This is a genomic window from Pseudomonas sp. HK3 (assembly GCF_052920985.1).
In genome coordinates this window covers 677,868-693,521 of record NZ_JBREXD010000001.1, presented here as the reverse complement: position 1 = coordinate 693,521, position 15,654 = coordinate 677,868, and the positions used below count along the sequence as shown (strand labels likewise).

Genomic DNA, 15,654 nt, shown 5'->3' with positions numbered 1-15,654 from the left:
ATTTCCTTGTTTATACGTTCGATTCGCCTTGGAATCGAGGTAAGCTAATCACCACACACGTCCCCGAGCCTTTAATTTCATCGGCAGGGCTGTGTATGTTTATGTGTCCGTAATGCTCTTCAATAATGCTGTACACCAAAGAAAGGCCGAGGCCGGTGCCTTTGCCAACTTCTTTGGTGGTGAAGAACGGTTCAAAAATTTGTTCGATGGTGTCGGCATCAATGCCTGAGCCTTGGTCGATGACTTTGATGGTAATGGAGTGTTTTTCTATTTCGCTTTCGATGCGGATGACGGTACCAGCTGGGCTTGCGTCCCGCGCGTTGCTCAATAAGTTGACGAACACTTGCTGTAAGCGTTGTTCGTCGCCCAGCACGATGCAGTGATCGTCACAGTTATTTTCAAAGCGGATGTCATGGGTGCGGTCACTTAGTAGCAATAAGTCGATGGCATCTTGACTGCATTCTTTCATGTCCACTGGGCCTTGCTCTTTGTGCTGCAAGTGATTGCCTGTGTGAGAAAAATTGACCAGAGATTGCACGATGCGTGTCACCCGATGGGTCTGCTCTAGAATTTGCTCGCCAATTTCGAGTAAGTGCGGGTTGTTTGTTTCGTATTTTATATCTTGCGCAAGACAGGCGATTCCCGTGATTGGGTTGCCGATTTCATGGGCAACACCTGCGGCCAATCGGCCGATTGATGCGAGGCGCTCGCTGTGGATAAGTTCTTCTTCTAGCAACTGTGTATCGGTTTGATCTTCTAGCAAGATAACTAGGCCACCGTATTCGTGATTTTCTGGATTTTCTAAAATCCCTTTGTGTAGGTTGATCCAGCGTGGGCGACCGCTCACTTCGATGGTCTTTTTATGTAGATGACTGTTGGAATCATTAATAAAATCTAATAACAAGCTACGTAAAGGCTCTCTTAAATTGCTGAGCTTGCTGCCTACTACATCATCGGCTGGGATTTGAGTTTGCTCAACAAGGGCGCTGTTCCACATCAGTATTTCGCCGTCACTGCCTAGGCTACACGCTCCCATTGGTAATGATTCTAGAGTTTGGCGGTGGAAACGGCGCAAGCTATCAAGCTCAGCCGCTAAGCCGGTTAGACGTGAGTGGTAGGCCTCTAAGCCTTTTTCAATAAAATGAATATCATGGCTGGCTTGCAGTTCACTTGAATATTTATAGGGCAACCATTGATTGACCAGACTATGGGCAACGGATGGACCCATTAGGCCCGATAGGTTGACTTCAATTCGCCCGCGCAATCGACGTAATTGATAGGGGCGATTTTCTGAAAGTTTGAGGCTTAAATCTTCCAGCGCTTGCTGAACTTCGCGTTTGGCAGCTTGTTCACCTAAAGGCTCACTTAGGGAGGCAATAAATTCGTCAGCGTTGTTATGAACTAATTCTTTACGCTGAGGTGCACTGAGCGTGTCAATTGAGCACGCCTCTGCAGCGCTGGATTCAATTGGGCGTGTTGGGCTAATTAATGAGACAAATACAAAAACAACTGCGTTGACCAGTACCGAAGAGGTGGCCGCCAAATACCAATTCTCATGAGACGTTGGCGGTAAAAACGGCTGTAACCAGTCTAGCGTTTGATAGTTCAGTAGCGGCAGTAGCATGGACCAAAGCCATACCAGCATGCCGCACACTAAGCCACTTACAAAGCCTTGGCGATTAGCAGAGGGCCAATACAATACGGCCAGCACGCCAGGCAAGAACTGCAATGTGGCCACAAACGCAATAATTCCCAGCTCGGCTAAATCTTTGCCCTGAGCAAAAAAACGGTAAAAGCCATAACTGGCTGCAAATAGCGCCACAATGAGCCAGCGGCGTACCCATAGCAGCCAAGCGTACATGTCTTTTTTGGGGTTAGGTTGAAAGGCGGGCAAGACAATATGGTTTAACGTCATGGCGGCCATCGCAATGGTCGTCACAATCATGATGCCAGATGCAGCAGCCAAACCACCGGTGAACGCGATAGCCGCTAGCCACGGGTTTTCGAGTTTTAAGCCGATGCCCACTGCGAAGTATTCGGCTGGCGTGTCCACCTCTAAATAAATACCGGCCCACAAAATAGGCGGCACCATAATGGCCATGACCAATAAAAATAATGGTAAGCCCCAGCTTGCAAAACCTAAGGCGCGCGTTGATGAGTTTTCAGTAAACGCCATGTGAAACATGTGCGGCATTACTAATGCCGCAGCAAAGAACACCAACAACAGTGTGCGCCACGGGCCTTCTTGAATCGAATGTTGCATGTTTGTTAGCTTGTTATGATTGCTTTGCAGCCATGTGTCCATGCCGCCAGGGCCATCAAATACAAAATACATGGCTGCTATGCCCAGTATGCAAATGGCCACAAGCTTAATTAATGACTCGATAGCGATAGCGAATACCAAGCTTTCATGTTTTTCTCTGGGGCTAACGTGCCGTGCGCCAAATAAAATGGCAAAGGCGGTCATGACTGCGCAGTAGCCTAGGGCAATATCGATGCGGCCAAATTCGTTGTTGAGCAAGCTAAAGGTGTCGGTAACGGCTGTGATTTGCAGAGTAATGAGCGGCAGTACCGCTGCGAGCATAACCAGTGTGCTGATGGTGCCTGCCGCACGTGAGCGAAAGCGAAACGCGAATAAATCGGCAAGGGATGTCAGCTGATAATCTTTGGTAATGCGCAGTATGGGTTTTAGTAAAACAGGCGCGAGGACAAATGCGCCACTGATGCCCAAATAGTAAGTGAGGTAACCATAGCCATAATCTTGTGCCAAGCCGACACTGCCATAAAAGGCCCAAGCGCTGGCATAAACCCCCAGCGAAAGCACATAGATGGCAGGATGGCGGACCCATTTCATGGGTATCCAATTTTTTTCCACCATGTAAGCGGTAAAGAATAGGGTAAACAAATACGCCAAGATCATGCTGATCAAAGCGCCCACGCTAAAGATCATAGCTTGTCCTTCTCTTGCCAGTATTGAAGCCAAACAGAAAAGCCAATTAAGATCAGCCAGAGGGCAAATGGACGATACCAAGCGCCTTTAGGTTCTAGCCACCAGTCAATCACAACGGGTGAAAATAAAAACGCGGCAAAGACGAAAATTAAGATCAGTCTATGTACGTACATGGCTGACTCAGTATGAAAATAGGTCAGTGATGTTACTGGGGGTAACAGTTTCAGGCAAGCTTTAAGGTCGAAATGGCCATTAAGGGCTAAATTAAGCCAGCATGGTTAGGTTGAATGCGACTGGGTTGCCAGTTCTCAATGGCTTGTTTGAGCGCATCATCAATAGAATAAGTGCGCATAGCGGATGTGACATCTTGCTGTAAAAAGCTCAGCGCAGTCAGTACATTGTTTTTTGCGTCCTTGCCTTCAATTGCCGTTGCATGGTTTTGTTTGCTCAGCTTTTGGCCTTGATTGTTTATGGCTAAAGGCACATGCAGGTACTGGGGCACCTCATAATCAAGGCATTGCATGAGATAGAGCTGACGCGGGGTATTATCTAAAAGATCAACCCCCCGGACCACATGGGTAATGTTCGATGTATGGTCATCGGCTACGACGGCCAACTGGTAGGCGTAAAGTCCGTCTTTGCGTTTGAGTACTTGATCGCCTACATCGTGTCTAAGAGATTGTTGGTAATGGCCAAATACACGGTCATGTATGCCAAATACGGTATCAGGAACCTGTAAACGAGTGGCGCTGGGCGTATCGAGGCGTTGTGCTGAGCAGATACCTTGGTGTAGACCTTGGTTATGAAATAATTGCTTACGAGAGCACTGGCAGGGGAACGTAAACCCAGACCGTGAAAGCTGTGCTAATACGTGCTCATAGTGCTCATAGTGCTGGCTTTGGAATTGAATATCGTCATCCCAGTGTAAACCGTGTTGACTTAACTGTTCTGGGATACGGCTACTGGCAGCAGGGTCTTCCCGTGGAGGGTCGAGGTCCTCAATACGAAGCAACCAAGTGCCTTGGTGGGCTTTAGCGTCTAAATAACTGGCTAAGGCTGTCACAAGAGAGCCAAAGTGCAGTGGACCGGTAGGGGTCGGCGCAAAGCGACCAATGTAAGGCGTTTGAATGTTATTCATATGAAAACAAATAAGCACCTCGTAAGGTGCTTATTATCGTGGCCATGTCCTCTAGCATTAACCGCCGATTTGACGCTCTTTAATTTCGGCAAGGGTTTTACAGTCGATGCATAGATCTGCAGTTGGGCGTGCTTCTAAACGACGAACACCGATTTCGATACCACAGGTATCACAATAGCCGTAGTCATCTTTTTCGATTAATTCGACGGTTTTCTCAATCTTTTTGATTAACTTACGCTCACGGTCACGTGTGCGCAGCTCAAGACTGAATTCTTCTTCTTGGCTAGCGCGGTCGTTAGGGTCAGCGTAATTCTCCGCGTCAGTCTGCATGTGCATTTTGGTGCGGTCTGCTTCTTCCATTAACTCCTGTTTCCAGTTGTTAAGGATCATTTTGAAGTGGGTCTTCATTTCAGAACCCATGTACTCTTCGCCCTTCTTCTCTTTGTAGGGTTCGAAGTTAGACAATGCAAATGATTTATCTTCTGTTACTGGCATAAGTTTCTGCCTCACCTTGTCAGGCCAAAGGCCAATCTTGTTTCCATTTCAGGTTCATATCAAGCATGAACCGTGTCTTTTTGGCGGCGAAAAGCTATCAGATAACGATACAGTGCGCCACTTTATTATTTAAAAATGCAGATCTTTGCTCAAAAATCAGGAGAATACTGCAAAAAGCTAACGGAAAGTACCATGAAAATAGCCAATCGGCTTAATCAAATTGAGCCATTTCACGTAATGGACCTCTTAGCCAAGGCTAAATCCATGCAAAATGACGGCAAAGATGTCATCCATTTGGAGGTGGGAGAGCCTGATTTTCACACCCCTAGTGGGGTCATAAAAGCAGGTATTGATGCACTTGAAAAGGGCCTCACTCATTACACAGCTGCCACCGGTTTACCGGAGTTAAAGCAGGCCATCGCGGACTTCTATTTATCGCGCTATGACGAACTAATTAAACCTGAGCGAATCGTTATTACACCCGGTGCATCAGGGGCATTGCAGTTATTGGCGTCTTTGCTCACTAACCCAGGTGAAACATTGCTATTAACGGACCCTGGTTATCCATGTAATCGTCATTTTTTAGCGAATGTGAATGCGGATGGCATTTTAGTGCCCACAAGGCCTGAGGATGGTTTTCACCTTATTCCGGAACAAGTGGATGCGTATTGGCAAGATAGTACGGTGGGCGCATTAGTGGCGACGCCGTCCAATCCAACGGGTTCAATCATGTCGTCTCAGCAGTTAAAAGACCTGCATATGGCAGTACGTAGCAAGAAAGGTATGTTACTGGTGGACGAGATTTACCACGGCCTGACATACGACGATGAGCAGGCTCATAGTGCCGTTAATTTTGGCGACGATGTATTTGTGATAAATAGTTTCTCTAAATATTTTGCAATGACAGGTTGGCGCTTGGGTTGGCTGGTGGCACCTACGTGGGCAATCCCCAGCTTGGAGAAACTCGCGCAAAACTTATTTCTGGCACCTAATACTCCAGCGCAATATGCCGCCCTTGCGGCTTTTCAGCCTGAAGTGATTACTGAGCTTGAATCGCGTAAAGGTACTTTTTCGCAACGCTTAGATTTTTTACTGCCGCAATTACAAGCGCTTGGATTTCATATTCCTGCTGAACCGAGTGGCGCTTTTTATATTTATGCGGATATTAGTGGCTTAGATCACCGACATAGCCAAAATAGTATGCAATTCTGCTTAGACTTACTGGAGCAAACAGGTTTAGCCATCACGCCGGGTATTGATTTTGGGCATCAACAGGGTCATCACTTTGTACGTTTTGCTTATACCTGTGATATTCCTATACTGGAAAAAGCAATCTCACGCTTACGTAAGTTTTTACAAGACACGTCATCAAAATAAGACACACATTATGAAATTTGAATTTCCTCTTAAAAAAGGCAAGTGGATAAAACGCTATAAGCGTTTTATGGTTGATCTTGCATTACCTGATGGCAGTGAACTTACGGTACATAGTGCCAATACTGGGTCAATGAAAAACTGCTATGTAGAAGGCGGAGATGCTTGGTATTGGGACAGTAAAAATGAAAAACGTAAATACCCTCACTCATTAGAATTAACCGAAACACCTTCTGGTCATGTTGCATGCATCAATACATCAAGGCCTAATCATTTAGCAGTAGAATCCATCAAAAATGGTTCAGTCAAAGAACTTCAGGACTACCAAGTTCTTAAAACAGAAGTACGTTATGGCGATGAAAAAAGTCGTATTGATATATTATTGACGGGTGGTGAAAAAGACATTTATGTTGAGGTTAAAAACACCACGTTACTAGAGAAAACAAAAAATGGTGTACCAAATGAAGAGGGTGATACCAATGAAGGTATTGGTTATTTCCCTGATAGCGTGAGCGACCGTGCAAGCAAGCACTTGCGTGAGCTAATGCGTATGGTTGAATTGGGGCATCGCGGTGTTATTTTCTTTTGTGTGAACCATACCGGCATTACGCAAGTAAAGCCGGCGGATCATATTGATAAAGTCTATGGCGAGTTGTTACGAGAAGCGGCAGAAAAAGGCGTTGAAATACTAGCATATGCTAGCCATATTAATGAAAATGAAATATTTATTAAGAACAAATTACCAGTTGTTTTATAACTTAGATTCATTTTATTTGTGTCGTCAGTAATTAGATCTAAATAATTAATGTTGAATAAAAGCATTTATTAAAAATAAAAGGTTAATAAAGAGAAAATAAATCGTTAAATGATATTTAGGCCATTAAATGCAACCTTTAAGCAACCACTGGTTGCTTTTTTTGTTTTATTTTTGCGGTAATTGAAAATGTAGTCTAAATATAAGGTATGCCGATAAAAAGGCATCAATAATAAAAACAAAGGAGAACAACCATGATTGGATACTCTTACCGTGTTTTATTGTTATTAACCTTAAGCCTCTGTTTAAGCGCCCACGCTCAGCCTCAAATTATGGATTGTCATAATTTATTTAACCCAATTTTAAGCCAAGAGCCATTGCTGCAAAGTGAGCTAAGCGATTTAGAGCATATGTGCATGCAAGATATTGAGAGTAACAACGAAAAATTTTGGCACTGCATTGATGACCGCATGAAAAAAGGACCAATAAATTTCGAGAGACTCATACTTTCATCTCATGTTTGTTCTGATGTAATTGAATGAATTGAAAAGTTTTAATTTATTTTCCAGTAGTGAAAATGCGCCATTTTTAAAAAAATAACCGTCAAACATGAGCGGTTTCAAAAATAATATTTTTTTTGTACATCCTTAGACGTGTTTCCCCTAATCATAAATGACTAGTAGTGGTTGTTTATTGTTCTCATAGTGGTATTAGACGTAAAAAGACATGTTTAAGGTTGAAGCTCTTGATAGTAGCCAGTCTTTATCTGCATCACTCCTTTTTTAGTAAATACATTGGCTTAGTCCAATCCCGTCATAACGTAGAAATCATTAAAAAAATAGTCAAAAAATAGTCACTTTTTTCTTAAAAAAATGAGTTGTCCTAAGTTGTTCAGAGTGTTTAGACTCGCTGCGTCAACTTGATTCTTAAATACAATCTCACCAAAAATAAGTAATAATAAAGAGGCGATTAGGGATGAACTGCGAAAGCATACCTGTAGAAGATCAATGGGTAATTATGTTCCCAGGACAAGGATCCCAATTTGTCGGAATGGGGAAAGACTTCTACTCGCAATCAAAAAATTGCCGAGACATTTACGACTTAGTAAATGACATTGCTCAAAAAGACATTACAAAACTTTGTTTTAATGGTCCCATCAGTAAATTAAGTAATACAGATAATTTACAGATCGCTATGACAGCGACTAATCTTGCCACCGCGCATCATCTTTTTTCTAATACAAACATAAAGCCAAGTGTTGTCCTTGGCCACTCTGTCGGTGAATACAGTGCGCTACAAATTGCAGGATGTTTGACAGTAGAAGGTGCACTGAAAGCATCATATGAGCGTGGCACCTTGATGCAGCGAGAAGCCAAGCTAAAAAAAGGTCAAATGTATGCAATTAAAAATTTCCCGCCTGAAGAATTAAATCACTTATTAAACCAAATGACTGAAAATAATGCAGTCGTCATTGCAAATGATAATAGCCTGCGTCAACAGGTTATTTCAGGTGAAAAATCAGCGATGTCGCCGATTTTAACTTACTGCGCTGAAAACAATATTGAAGCCATTAAATTACCAGTGAGTGGCGCTTGGCATAGCATGCTAATGCAAGGATGTGTCGAAGAATTCCATAAGTCAATTATGGCTATTGAGATGCAGCCGCCGAGTATCACGTACATCAATAACATGACGGCACAGCCTTGTGTGAATGTAGCAAATATTCAAGAGCACTTAGTGTCTCATATTACGGGTATGGTGAGATGGCGTGAATCCATAGAGGGTTTGATAAATAAAGGGCATCGTAAATTTATAGAGGTAGGCCCTAAAAAGGTTTTAAGTCGATTACTTGAGTCAATTGCAGATGATACGTCTGATTTTACCATAGAGCATGTTGAAACGATCCAGGATGTTGAAAGGCTAGGTGGATAAATGGCGGCCATACCTTACAAAATTTATTTGCTTTTTTCAGCATTAATACCTGCCTTTATTTACAGTGTGATCGCTGCTGTCTTGGTTGGTTTGTTAACGCTACGAGTGAATGAAAACGATGTATTGGCGATTGCTCTGTTTTTTACAGCGCTGTGTTTTACCGCCTCTTTTCGCATGATAAAGGACCTGTGGAGTATTTGGCCTTATGCTATTTACTCGAATAAATTCAAGATTGATGAAAAAGATAAAAAAAGTTTTGAAGATAAGCCTACCTATAAGGGCTTTCTAGAAAAACCGTTTAGAGTATCATTTTTTCTTTCTATCTTGTCTTCTGGTCTTGTTTTTGCCATCTCGTATTTCTTGGTTCCTTACGCATTTAGTGTTCACCTCTCGATTTTATGGTTAATTGGTGCGTTTGTTTTTCCGCTTACTTTGTTTTCTATTTTGCTGATAACGGCGGATGTATTTTATCGCTCATATTCATCAGAAGAGGCAAATTGTGAAAGCCTTACGATGAAAGGTTATGTTAAAACGTTTTATTTATACCCAGAAGCTTTGTGCTTTTTATTATTAAACTTCGCAATTATTAGTCCATTGAACTCTGTTCAGAGTGCATCGCTTGATGTGGCTTGGGTTACGATGTTGGTAACAATATCAATTACTACGCTGTTACTTTTATTGAGTGCTCACTCTAACCCAATGAGTTATGTCATTGGAGGGCTCAATTCAAAACTAATAAAAATGACTGATCTTAGTGATGATGGGTTTCATTTAAATAAAACAGACATAAAAGACAGTTATAAGGTAAAGAAGTTTTCATTAATTGGTTGGTGGTTGTTAATTGTTGTTGTGCAGGTGGTTATAGCGACTCTATTTATGTCGCTTTATAAAGATTGGTTTTATGCCTTTTTATTCACTGCACAAATTGTTTGGATGGTTAGCTATATCTACCTAAGGAACCACATGCTGATTAATTCTATCAAGCAGGTTGTTCAATACCATGGCAGAGAAGATCTACAACAAGGTTACATGGACTTAAGCAAACAAAAGGAGGTGCCAGCATGAAGAGTGTAATGATGACAGACACAGAGTTATCAGTCGAAGACATGATAACTGAGCTGCCGCCTGAAGTGAGTTGTGGCGTATATGGTGTTGGGGTGGATATTGCATCAATTGAGCGAATGAAGTTAGCCATCAATCGCAGTGGTGAAAAATTTTTAAACCTTGTTTATACCAAAAATGAGCAAGAATACTGTGAAAGCGCAGAGAAAAAATTCGAACGTTACAGTGCTTGTTGGGCCGCGAAAGAAGCGGCCGTCAAAGCATTGGGTACAGGATTTCGATATTCAATTTCGTTTAAAGATATCGAACTTGAATCTGGCGATGATGGTCGGCCAGTACTTAAATTGTCCGGAAAGTTTTATGAGTATATGCAAGAAAAAAATGTGAATTATTCTCATGTGTCTATTAGCCACGAGGGCGAAAATGCAGTCGCCATTGTGATGTTGTGTCGAATCTAAAGTAAGAGGAGTTAATCATGGCGAGATATGAAGATCTAGAAGGCAAGGTTGCCTTAATTACCGGTGGTAGTGGTGATATTGGTCAAGCAGCAATTAAAGAGCTAGCGAGACAAGGTTGTCGAGTGTATTTCACCTATAACAGTTCAAAAGAACAGGCAGATCAGATTATTTCTGAGCTTGAACAAGGCAGTAAGAGTGCTGTTGCGAAGCAATGTAATATTCAAGATAAGCAACAAGTGAAGGCATTGGTCGAAAATATTGTTGAAACAGAAGGCTGTATCGATATTTTAGTTAACAATGCCGGCATCTATAAAGATAACCTATTTACCACAATGAAAGATGAAGAGTTTGAAGATGTTGTTCAAACCAATTTATTTGGTACTTTTTATTGCACGAAAGCAGCGGTTGATAATATGTACCGTAACCGTTCTGGCGTTGTCATTAATATTTCCTCTATCGCGGGTGTGACTAACTCATTTGGCCAAGCGAATTATAGTTCTGCTAAAGGTGCAGTGATTGCATTTGGTCGTACGATTGCGGCAGAGCTTGCGCCTAAAAATATTCGCGTTAATACCATAGCCCCAGGTTTGATTGAATCAAGCATGGTTAAGCGCATACCTCGAAACATCATGAAGCAAACGTTATCCAGTATCCCTGTTAATCGTTTGGGTCAGCCAAGTGAAATTGCTAAAGTAATTTCGTTTTTAGCATCAGAAGATTCAAGTTATATCGTCGGCCAAACTATTGTGGCTGACGGTGGCTTAATAATGCGTTAAGGAAAAAGGTATTTTATGACGACGGTAATACGTAAAAAAAAGGTCGCTAAGGACTTTGTTCTTATTGAGCCTTTTATGCTGCAAAAGTTAGCATTGTTTCGCCAGCCATTCATGATGGTCGATAAAATTATTAATTTTAAAAATGGTGAAAGACCAAAGATAACCAGTATTAAAACAGTGGCCGCGAATGAGCCTCATTTTACTGGTCACTTTCCTGGCTTTCCAGTTATGCCTGGCGTTTTGATTGCTGAAACATTTGGTCAGACAAGTGAATACATGAATGTCATTCTTTCGTTTATCGAAGATTATAAAAAAGAAACGGGTAACGATTTAGAAGACTTGCATGAACTTAAAGGTGCAATACATTGCCCTGAAGGCGTCGCACGAGTTAAAAAAATCAGCGAAAATTTGATGGGTTTTTTAGCGTCACAAGACCTGAAATTTCGTGGAGTTGTATATCCTGGTGACGTATTAGAGCTGACTAGTGAATTGTTTTTAGTCGATAGTGCTGGTTTTAACCACTTTAATGTTGAAGCACGTGTAGGCAAAAAAATTGTATGTTCAGGTCGTATGTCAAATTGGCGACAACTTACTACCGGCTTCGGTGTTAAAGAAGACAAATTAGAAACAGAAGAATCTATCTAACTAGGAGATACATCATGCAAGAAGCACTTAAAAATATTATAGATGAGCGTAAAGCTGTATTAGACGAAGTTAAGAAAGTTCTAATCGAGCGTTTGAACTTATATCAAGAGCCGCAGGATATTGATGAAGATACGCCGCTTTTTGGTAGCGGATTGAAACTAGATAGCGTAGATGCCACAGAAGTGGTTGTAATGTTGGATATGAGCTTTGGAATCAAAGTAGAAGAGGGTACTGACCCTTCTTTTATGCGCAACATTAACCAATTGGTTGATTTTATCTTAGAACGTAAACGCGCAACTGAAGCCGCTTAATAAGGAGAATACAATGAACGGATTATTAGCATTACATAAAGAACAAGCAAAAGATGTCACGAGCGTAAACGGTATTGAAGTACCTAAGCAATATAGTGACCTTGATAAAGAATACTATGCGCTTCGTCATAATGTCGCGCTGTCAGATTATAGTCATTACTCAAAATTAAAAATCGAAGGCGATGAAGCATTTGATGTATTAGATGTTGCAGTTGCTGGTGACGTTGCTGAAATACGCGACGAGCAGACCCTTTACACGGTATTACTTGATGAAGCCGGTAACATCATTACTGACGTTTACATCATGAATGATGATGATAGCTATGTGGTATTGGCTGAGCACGTAGATGACGCAACCCTAATGAGCTTATTCCAAGAACGAATGGGTGACTTTGAAGATGTAGAAATGACGTCTTTAACTCAATCTCATGCGATTGTTGCAATGGAAGGTCCATATAGCTGGGAACTTGCAAAAGAAATTTACGGCATGGATGTAATTGGTATCCCTTTCCTAGGCTTTATTGCCTTAGAAGACGACACCTATCTACTACGTGGTGGTAAGCACGGTGAGTTTAGCTATAAAGTAATTTTACCGGTGCAAGAAGCCGAAGCATTGTGGAAAGAAATCGAAGAAAAAGGCATGCGTTACGAGCTAGTAAAAGCAGGCCTAGCACTGCATGAACTAACACGTTTAGAAAACCCATACTTTTCACCTACAGGTAACGGCAGCGTGTCACGTGACCCGCGTGAATTGCAATTACAGTGGATGGTACGTTACGACAAAGACGAATTCTTTGGTCGTGAAAGCTTATTAGAAAAACGTGATCAAGCACTTACGAAAAAAATTGTGGGTGTGGTACTTGAGCAAGAAGGCGAAGTAAAAGCCATTGGTTCAGGTGATGCAATTTTCTGTAATGGTGAAGAAATCGGCAAACTAGTGGTATCTGGATACTCGCCTAGCTTGAAGAAAGTAATAGCACAGGCCTTTATCGATGAGGCATATGCTTATGCTGGTATTGATGCTTATGTCATTAAAACGGCCGATGGCGTTGAACGTAAAATTTCAACAACGGCAACACCGTTTATTAAGAATCACAGCATGCTGATAAACCCGAATGAAAACAGCTTCGTGAATCCAGATAAATTCCGCAATATGCTTGAGCAACTCGAAGCGAAAAAAGCGGAAGCCTAATAATTAAAGCCAGTGGGTTAGGATGATCTGCTGGCTTTAATTCATCATATTCATCAAGTAAAAATTTTAGGTGTGCCATGACCAATATACGTAAACGAGTAGTGATTACAGGAATGGGGGTCTTATCCTCAATTGGTCGAAATGTTCCTGAATTCAAACAAGGCCTGCTAGATAAGAAAGTAGGTATCGAGCCAAGTGAAACCTACAGTGAATATTTTGCAGGTGCGTACGCATCTGAAATTAAAGGTGAAGTAGACTACCCAGGTTTAGACCCTGACTTAATTACTAAGTTAGATAAGGGTGCTTTGTGGGGCTATCGTGTGGGACGAGAAGCGCTTGAAGATGGTGGTTTACTTGACAGTGATTTAAAGAAAAAAATGGGATTGATGGTGGGTGTTTCAGCCGCTGGAACCGAAGCTTATCTTCCATTCATTATGAATAAACCAGAAGAAACCAATTTGGACATGGTCAAATATTCGGGCAGTTATGCCAGTATTTGCCCATTAGTTTCATCGTTATTAAAAATTGGTGGTGGTTACGAATTAGTAGCAACAGCATGTACAGCTAGCCCGAATGCGATTGGTTTAGCGTTTGATGCGATTCAAAATAATAAAGGTGATGTCATGATGGCATTAGGATCAGAGCCTTTATATGTACCCACTTTTGCAGGCTTTTATGCGCTTAAAGCCATGGCTGACGGCCCATGTACGCCTTATTCCAATCAGCCAGGAATGTCTATTGGCGAAGGTGCTGGTGCGGTCATTGTTGAAGAGTACGAACACGCGAAAGCCCGTGGTGCAAAAATTTATGGCGAATTACTAGGTTATGCGACCAGCAGTGATGCATATCATGAGACAGCACCAGACCCTAAAGCAGACGGCTCTTCTTGGGTTATGCGTACAGCAATTGCTAACGCAGGCCTAAAACCTGAGGATGTAGATTATGTTAATGCCCATGGTACAGGCACAGATGCGAATGACCGTTCAGAAGCGTTAGCCATTAAAAAAGTATTTGGTGAAGGCACAACACCGCCTATTAGTTCAACCAAATCTTACTTTGGGCATAATATTGGTTCGGCCGGTATTATGGAGTTAATTGCCTGCTTAGTGACACTGCCTGAAAAGAAAATCCTACCTACATTGAATTTTGGTGAAGCACGTACCTATGCCGATATTGATTGTGTACCTAATGATTTTCGCGAAAAAGATGTCAATGTTTTTCTTAAAAATAATTATGCATTTGGTGGTAACAATTCATGTTTAGTTGTATCGACTAAACCAGGGTCAATCAAACAAACCGAATTTAAACCTCAACGTGTTGTGATTACGGGTATGGGCTCAGTGAGTTCGCTGGGTACGAGTAACAGTGAATTTGCACTGGGCTTGAATGAAGGTGGTGCGGTGCCAATGCCGCGCGAAATGAAAGTGGAGCTTAACGACGAAGAAGCCAAGCTATTACCACTTGATGAAAATAAAATGCTGCATTATCGCTGCCATATGGTTAAGCCATTTAATGCGAGAAAGGTATTACGCAGTATTGATGCGAAGAAATTAAATAATATCTCATTGTACGCTCTGGTTGCATTAGAGCAGGCACTTAAATCGGCTGATTATAAAGTTGCCAAAACTGCCCGCGAAGAAATCGGCATGATCATGGGTATATCAAAAGGCCCAACTAGCACGATTACACGTTTGTGTGAGAGTTTATCGCCTGATCCTAATAATGTTCGTACCAGTGAATTTGCTATGTCACTGATGAACTCTATTGCCACCCAATGTGCAATTGCGAAGGGTATAAAGGGTTACAACACAACGTTATCATCAGGTGTTAATGCAGGTTTTGGTGCTGTCTTTCAAGGCTACGAGGTTATTCGTCAAAACCTGCAAAATTATATGCTGGCAGGTGCCGCTGATGAAGATTCACTTGGATTTTCGCCATTGATGTTGCTGGGTAATGAAGATTTCAATTATGAAAATACTGATAACAGCTATCAAGCCTATGCAAAAGAGAATAAAGGTTATGTTATGGGTGAAGGCGCGGGTTGTGTCTTCTTAGAATCTCATGACAGTGCTGTTGAACGTGGTGTGCATATTCATGCTGAAATCATGGGTTATGGTAGAAGTTGTGATCAGTTTTATTTTAACGAAAATACAACGGCACAACCAATGGCCGATGCCATCAATATGGCATTAAAAGAAGCCAATTTATCTGCACAAGATATTGATATGGTGTGTGGCACGACATGGGCCGGTGAATATGCCACGAGCATGGAGCTCAATGGTATTAAGCTTGCACTTGGTGATCATAGCGCATCGGTTCCGCTTACCAATTACAATGGCTACTTTGGTTTTGTTGAAGCCTCTGGTGGCTTACTTAATTTAACGGCTGTGATTCATGGTATGAAGGATAATTTAGTTTATCCAATATTGAATACCACTGAGTTTTCTGTTGCTGGATTAAATTATGTGACGGGTAGTGTTGTCGAAGCGGAAATAAAATATGCACTTGTGACGGGTATGTCAGAAGGCGGTAACTGCTATGCTTTGATCGTTAAAAAAGGAGCTTAG

General features: G+C 41.9%; 14 protein-coding genes. 11 read left to right on the top strand and 3 right to left on the bottom strand.

Annotated features, from left to right (window positions below):
- Positions 1–10 precede the first annotated feature (10 nt).
- The 3 genes from ACU6U9_RS03305 to dksA form a co-directional block, all read right to left on the bottom strand.
- Positions 11–2,950 carry an ATP-binding protein gene (locus ACU6U9_RS03305; protein ID WP_446733664.1) on the bottom strand — a complete coding sequence of 980 codons (2,940 nt, stop codon included), beginning with the start codon at positions 2,948–2,950 and terminating at the stop codon, positions 11–13.
- A gap of 259 nt (positions 2,951–3,209) precedes the next feature.
- On the bottom strand, positions 3,210–4,088 hold the full coding sequence (gene gluQRS / locus ACU6U9_RS03300) for a tRNA glutamyl-Q(34) synthetase GluQRS (RefSeq protein ID WP_446733663.1): 879 nt from the start codon (positions 4,086–4,088) through the stop codon (positions 3,210–3,212).
- A gap of 57 nt (positions 4,089–4,145) precedes the next feature.
- Positions 4,146–4,583: an RNA polymerase-binding protein DksA gene (gene dksA, locus ACU6U9_RS03295; RefSeq protein WP_446733662.1), complete on the bottom strand. Its 438-nt coding sequence runs from the start codon at positions 4,581–4,583 to the stop codon at positions 4,146–4,148.
- Positions 4,584–4,775: 192 nt separating this feature from the next.
- Here dksA and ACU6U9_RS03290 point away from each other — a divergent pair, with 192 nt between their 5' ends.
- From ACU6U9_RS03290 to ACU6U9_RS03240, 11 genes are all read left to right on the top strand, one after another.
- Positions 4,776–5,960 (top strand): pyridoxal phosphate-dependent aminotransferase, encoded by a 1,185-nt coding sequence (locus tag ACU6U9_RS03290; RefSeq protein ID WP_446733661.1) that lies wholly within the window; start codon positions 4,776–4,778, stop codon positions 5,958–5,960.
- Between the two features lie 10 nt (positions 5,961–5,970).
- Positions 5,971–6,714: a DNA/RNA nuclease SfsA gene (sfsA, locus tag ACU6U9_RS03285; protein ID WP_446733660.1), complete on the top strand. Its 744-nt coding sequence runs from the start codon at positions 5,971–5,973 to the stop codon at positions 6,712–6,714.
- 251 nt (positions 6,715–6,965) lie between these two features.
- Entirely contained in the window at positions 6,966–7,253 is a 288-nt protein-coding gene (locus tag ACU6U9_RS03280; protein ID WP_446733659.1) for a hypothetical protein, read from the top strand.
- Positions 7,254–7,686: 433 nt separating this feature from the next.
- Positions 7,687–8,643 (top strand): ACP S-malonyltransferase, encoded by a 957-nt coding sequence (locus tag ACU6U9_RS03275; protein WP_446733658.1) that lies wholly within the window; start codon positions 7,687–7,689, stop codon positions 8,641–8,643.
- Positions 8,644–9,708 (top strand): hypothetical protein, encoded by a 1,065-nt coding sequence (locus ACU6U9_RS03270; protein WP_446733657.1) that lies wholly within the window; start codon positions 8,644–8,646, stop codon positions 9,706–9,708.
- A complete protein-coding gene (gene acpS / locus ACU6U9_RS03265) occupies positions 9,705–10,163 on the top strand; it encodes a holo-ACP synthase (protein ID WP_446733656.1) in 459 nt (152 codons plus the stop codon). Before ACU6U9_RS03270 ends, acpS begins: the two co-directional genes overlap by 4 nt.
- Before the next feature lie 17 nt (positions 10,164–10,180).
- Entirely contained in the window at positions 10,181–10,939 is a 759-nt protein-coding gene (locus tag ACU6U9_RS03260) for a 3-oxoacyl-ACP reductase family protein (RefSeq protein ID WP_446733655.1), read from the top strand.
- 15 nt (positions 10,940–10,954) lie between these two features.
- The gene (locus ACU6U9_RS03255) at positions 10,955–11,584 is read left to right on the top strand and encodes a 3-hydroxyacyl-ACP dehydratase FabZ family protein (protein WP_446733654.1); all 630 of its coding nucleotides are present in this window, start codon (positions 10,955–10,957) and stop codon (positions 11,582–11,584) included.
- 14 nt (positions 11,585–11,598) lie between these two features.
- Positions 11,599–11,895 (top strand): acyl carrier protein, encoded by a 297-nt coding sequence (locus ACU6U9_RS03250; protein WP_446733653.1) that lies wholly within the window; start codon positions 11,599–11,601, stop codon positions 11,893–11,895.
- Between the two features lie 13 nt (positions 11,896–11,908).
- Entirely contained in the window at positions 11,909–13,087 is a 1,179-nt protein-coding gene (locus ACU6U9_RS03245; protein ID WP_446733652.1) for a glycine cleavage T C-terminal barrel domain-containing protein, read from the top strand.
- Between the two features lie 77 nt (positions 13,088–13,164).
- A complete protein-coding gene (locus tag ACU6U9_RS03240; RefSeq protein WP_446733651.1) occupies positions 13,165–15,654 on the top strand; it encodes a beta-ketoacyl-[acyl-carrier-protein] synthase family protein in 2,490 nt (829 codons plus the stop codon).

Bases quoted from the DNA above. Each gene is read 5' to 3' on its own strand.
- sfsA (WP_446733660.1), top strand. From the start codon at position 5,971: ATGAAATTTGAATTTCCTCTTAAAAAAGGCAAGTGGATAAAACGCTAT.
- ACU6U9_RS03290 (WP_446733661.1), top strand. From the start codon at position 4,776: ATGAAAATAGCCAATCGGCTTAATCAAATTGAGCCATTTCACGTAATG.
- gluQRS (WP_446733663.1), bottom strand. From the start codon at position 4,088: ATGAATAACATTCAAACGCCTTACATTGGTCGCTTTGCGCCGACCCCT.
- ACU6U9_RS03240 (WP_446733651.1), top strand. From the start codon at position 13,165: ATGACCAATATACGTAAACGAGTAGTGATTACAGGAATGGGGGTCTTA.
- acpS (WP_446733656.1), top strand. From the start codon at position 9,705: ATGAAGAGTGTAATGATGACAGACACAGAGTTATCAGTCGAAGACATG.
- ACU6U9_RS03275 (WP_446733658.1), top strand. From the start codon at position 7,687: ATGAACTGCGAAAGCATACCTGTAGAAGATCAATGGGTAATTATGTTC.
- ACU6U9_RS03250 (WP_446733653.1), top strand. From the start codon at position 11,599: ATGCAAGAAGCACTTAAAAATATTATAGATGAGCGTAAAGCTGTATTA.
- dksA (WP_446733662.1), bottom strand. From the start codon at position 4,583: ATGCCAGTAACAGAAGATAAATCATTTGCATTGTCTAACTTCGAACCC.
- ACU6U9_RS03245 (WP_446733652.1), top strand. From the start codon at position 11,909: ATGAACGGATTATTAGCATTACATAAAGAACAAGCAAAAGATGTCACG.
- ACU6U9_RS03255 (WP_446733654.1), top strand. From the start codon at position 10,955: ATGACGACGGTAATACGTAAAAAAAAGGTCGCTAAGGACTTTGTTCTT.
- ACU6U9_RS03305 (WP_446733664.1), bottom strand. From the start codon at position 2,950: ATGATCTTTAGCGTGGGCGCTTTGATCAGCATGATCTTGGCGTATTTG.
- ACU6U9_RS03280 (WP_446733659.1), top strand. From the start codon at position 6,966: ATGATTGGATACTCTTACCGTGTTTTATTGTTATTAACCTTAAGCCTC.
- ACU6U9_RS03270 (WP_446733657.1), top strand. From the start codon at position 8,644: ATGGCGGCCATACCTTACAAAATTTATTTGCTTTTTTCAGCATTAATA.
- ACU6U9_RS03260 (WP_446733655.1), top strand. From the start codon at position 10,181: ATGGCGAGATATGAAGATCTAGAAGGCAAGGTTGCCTTAATTACCGGT.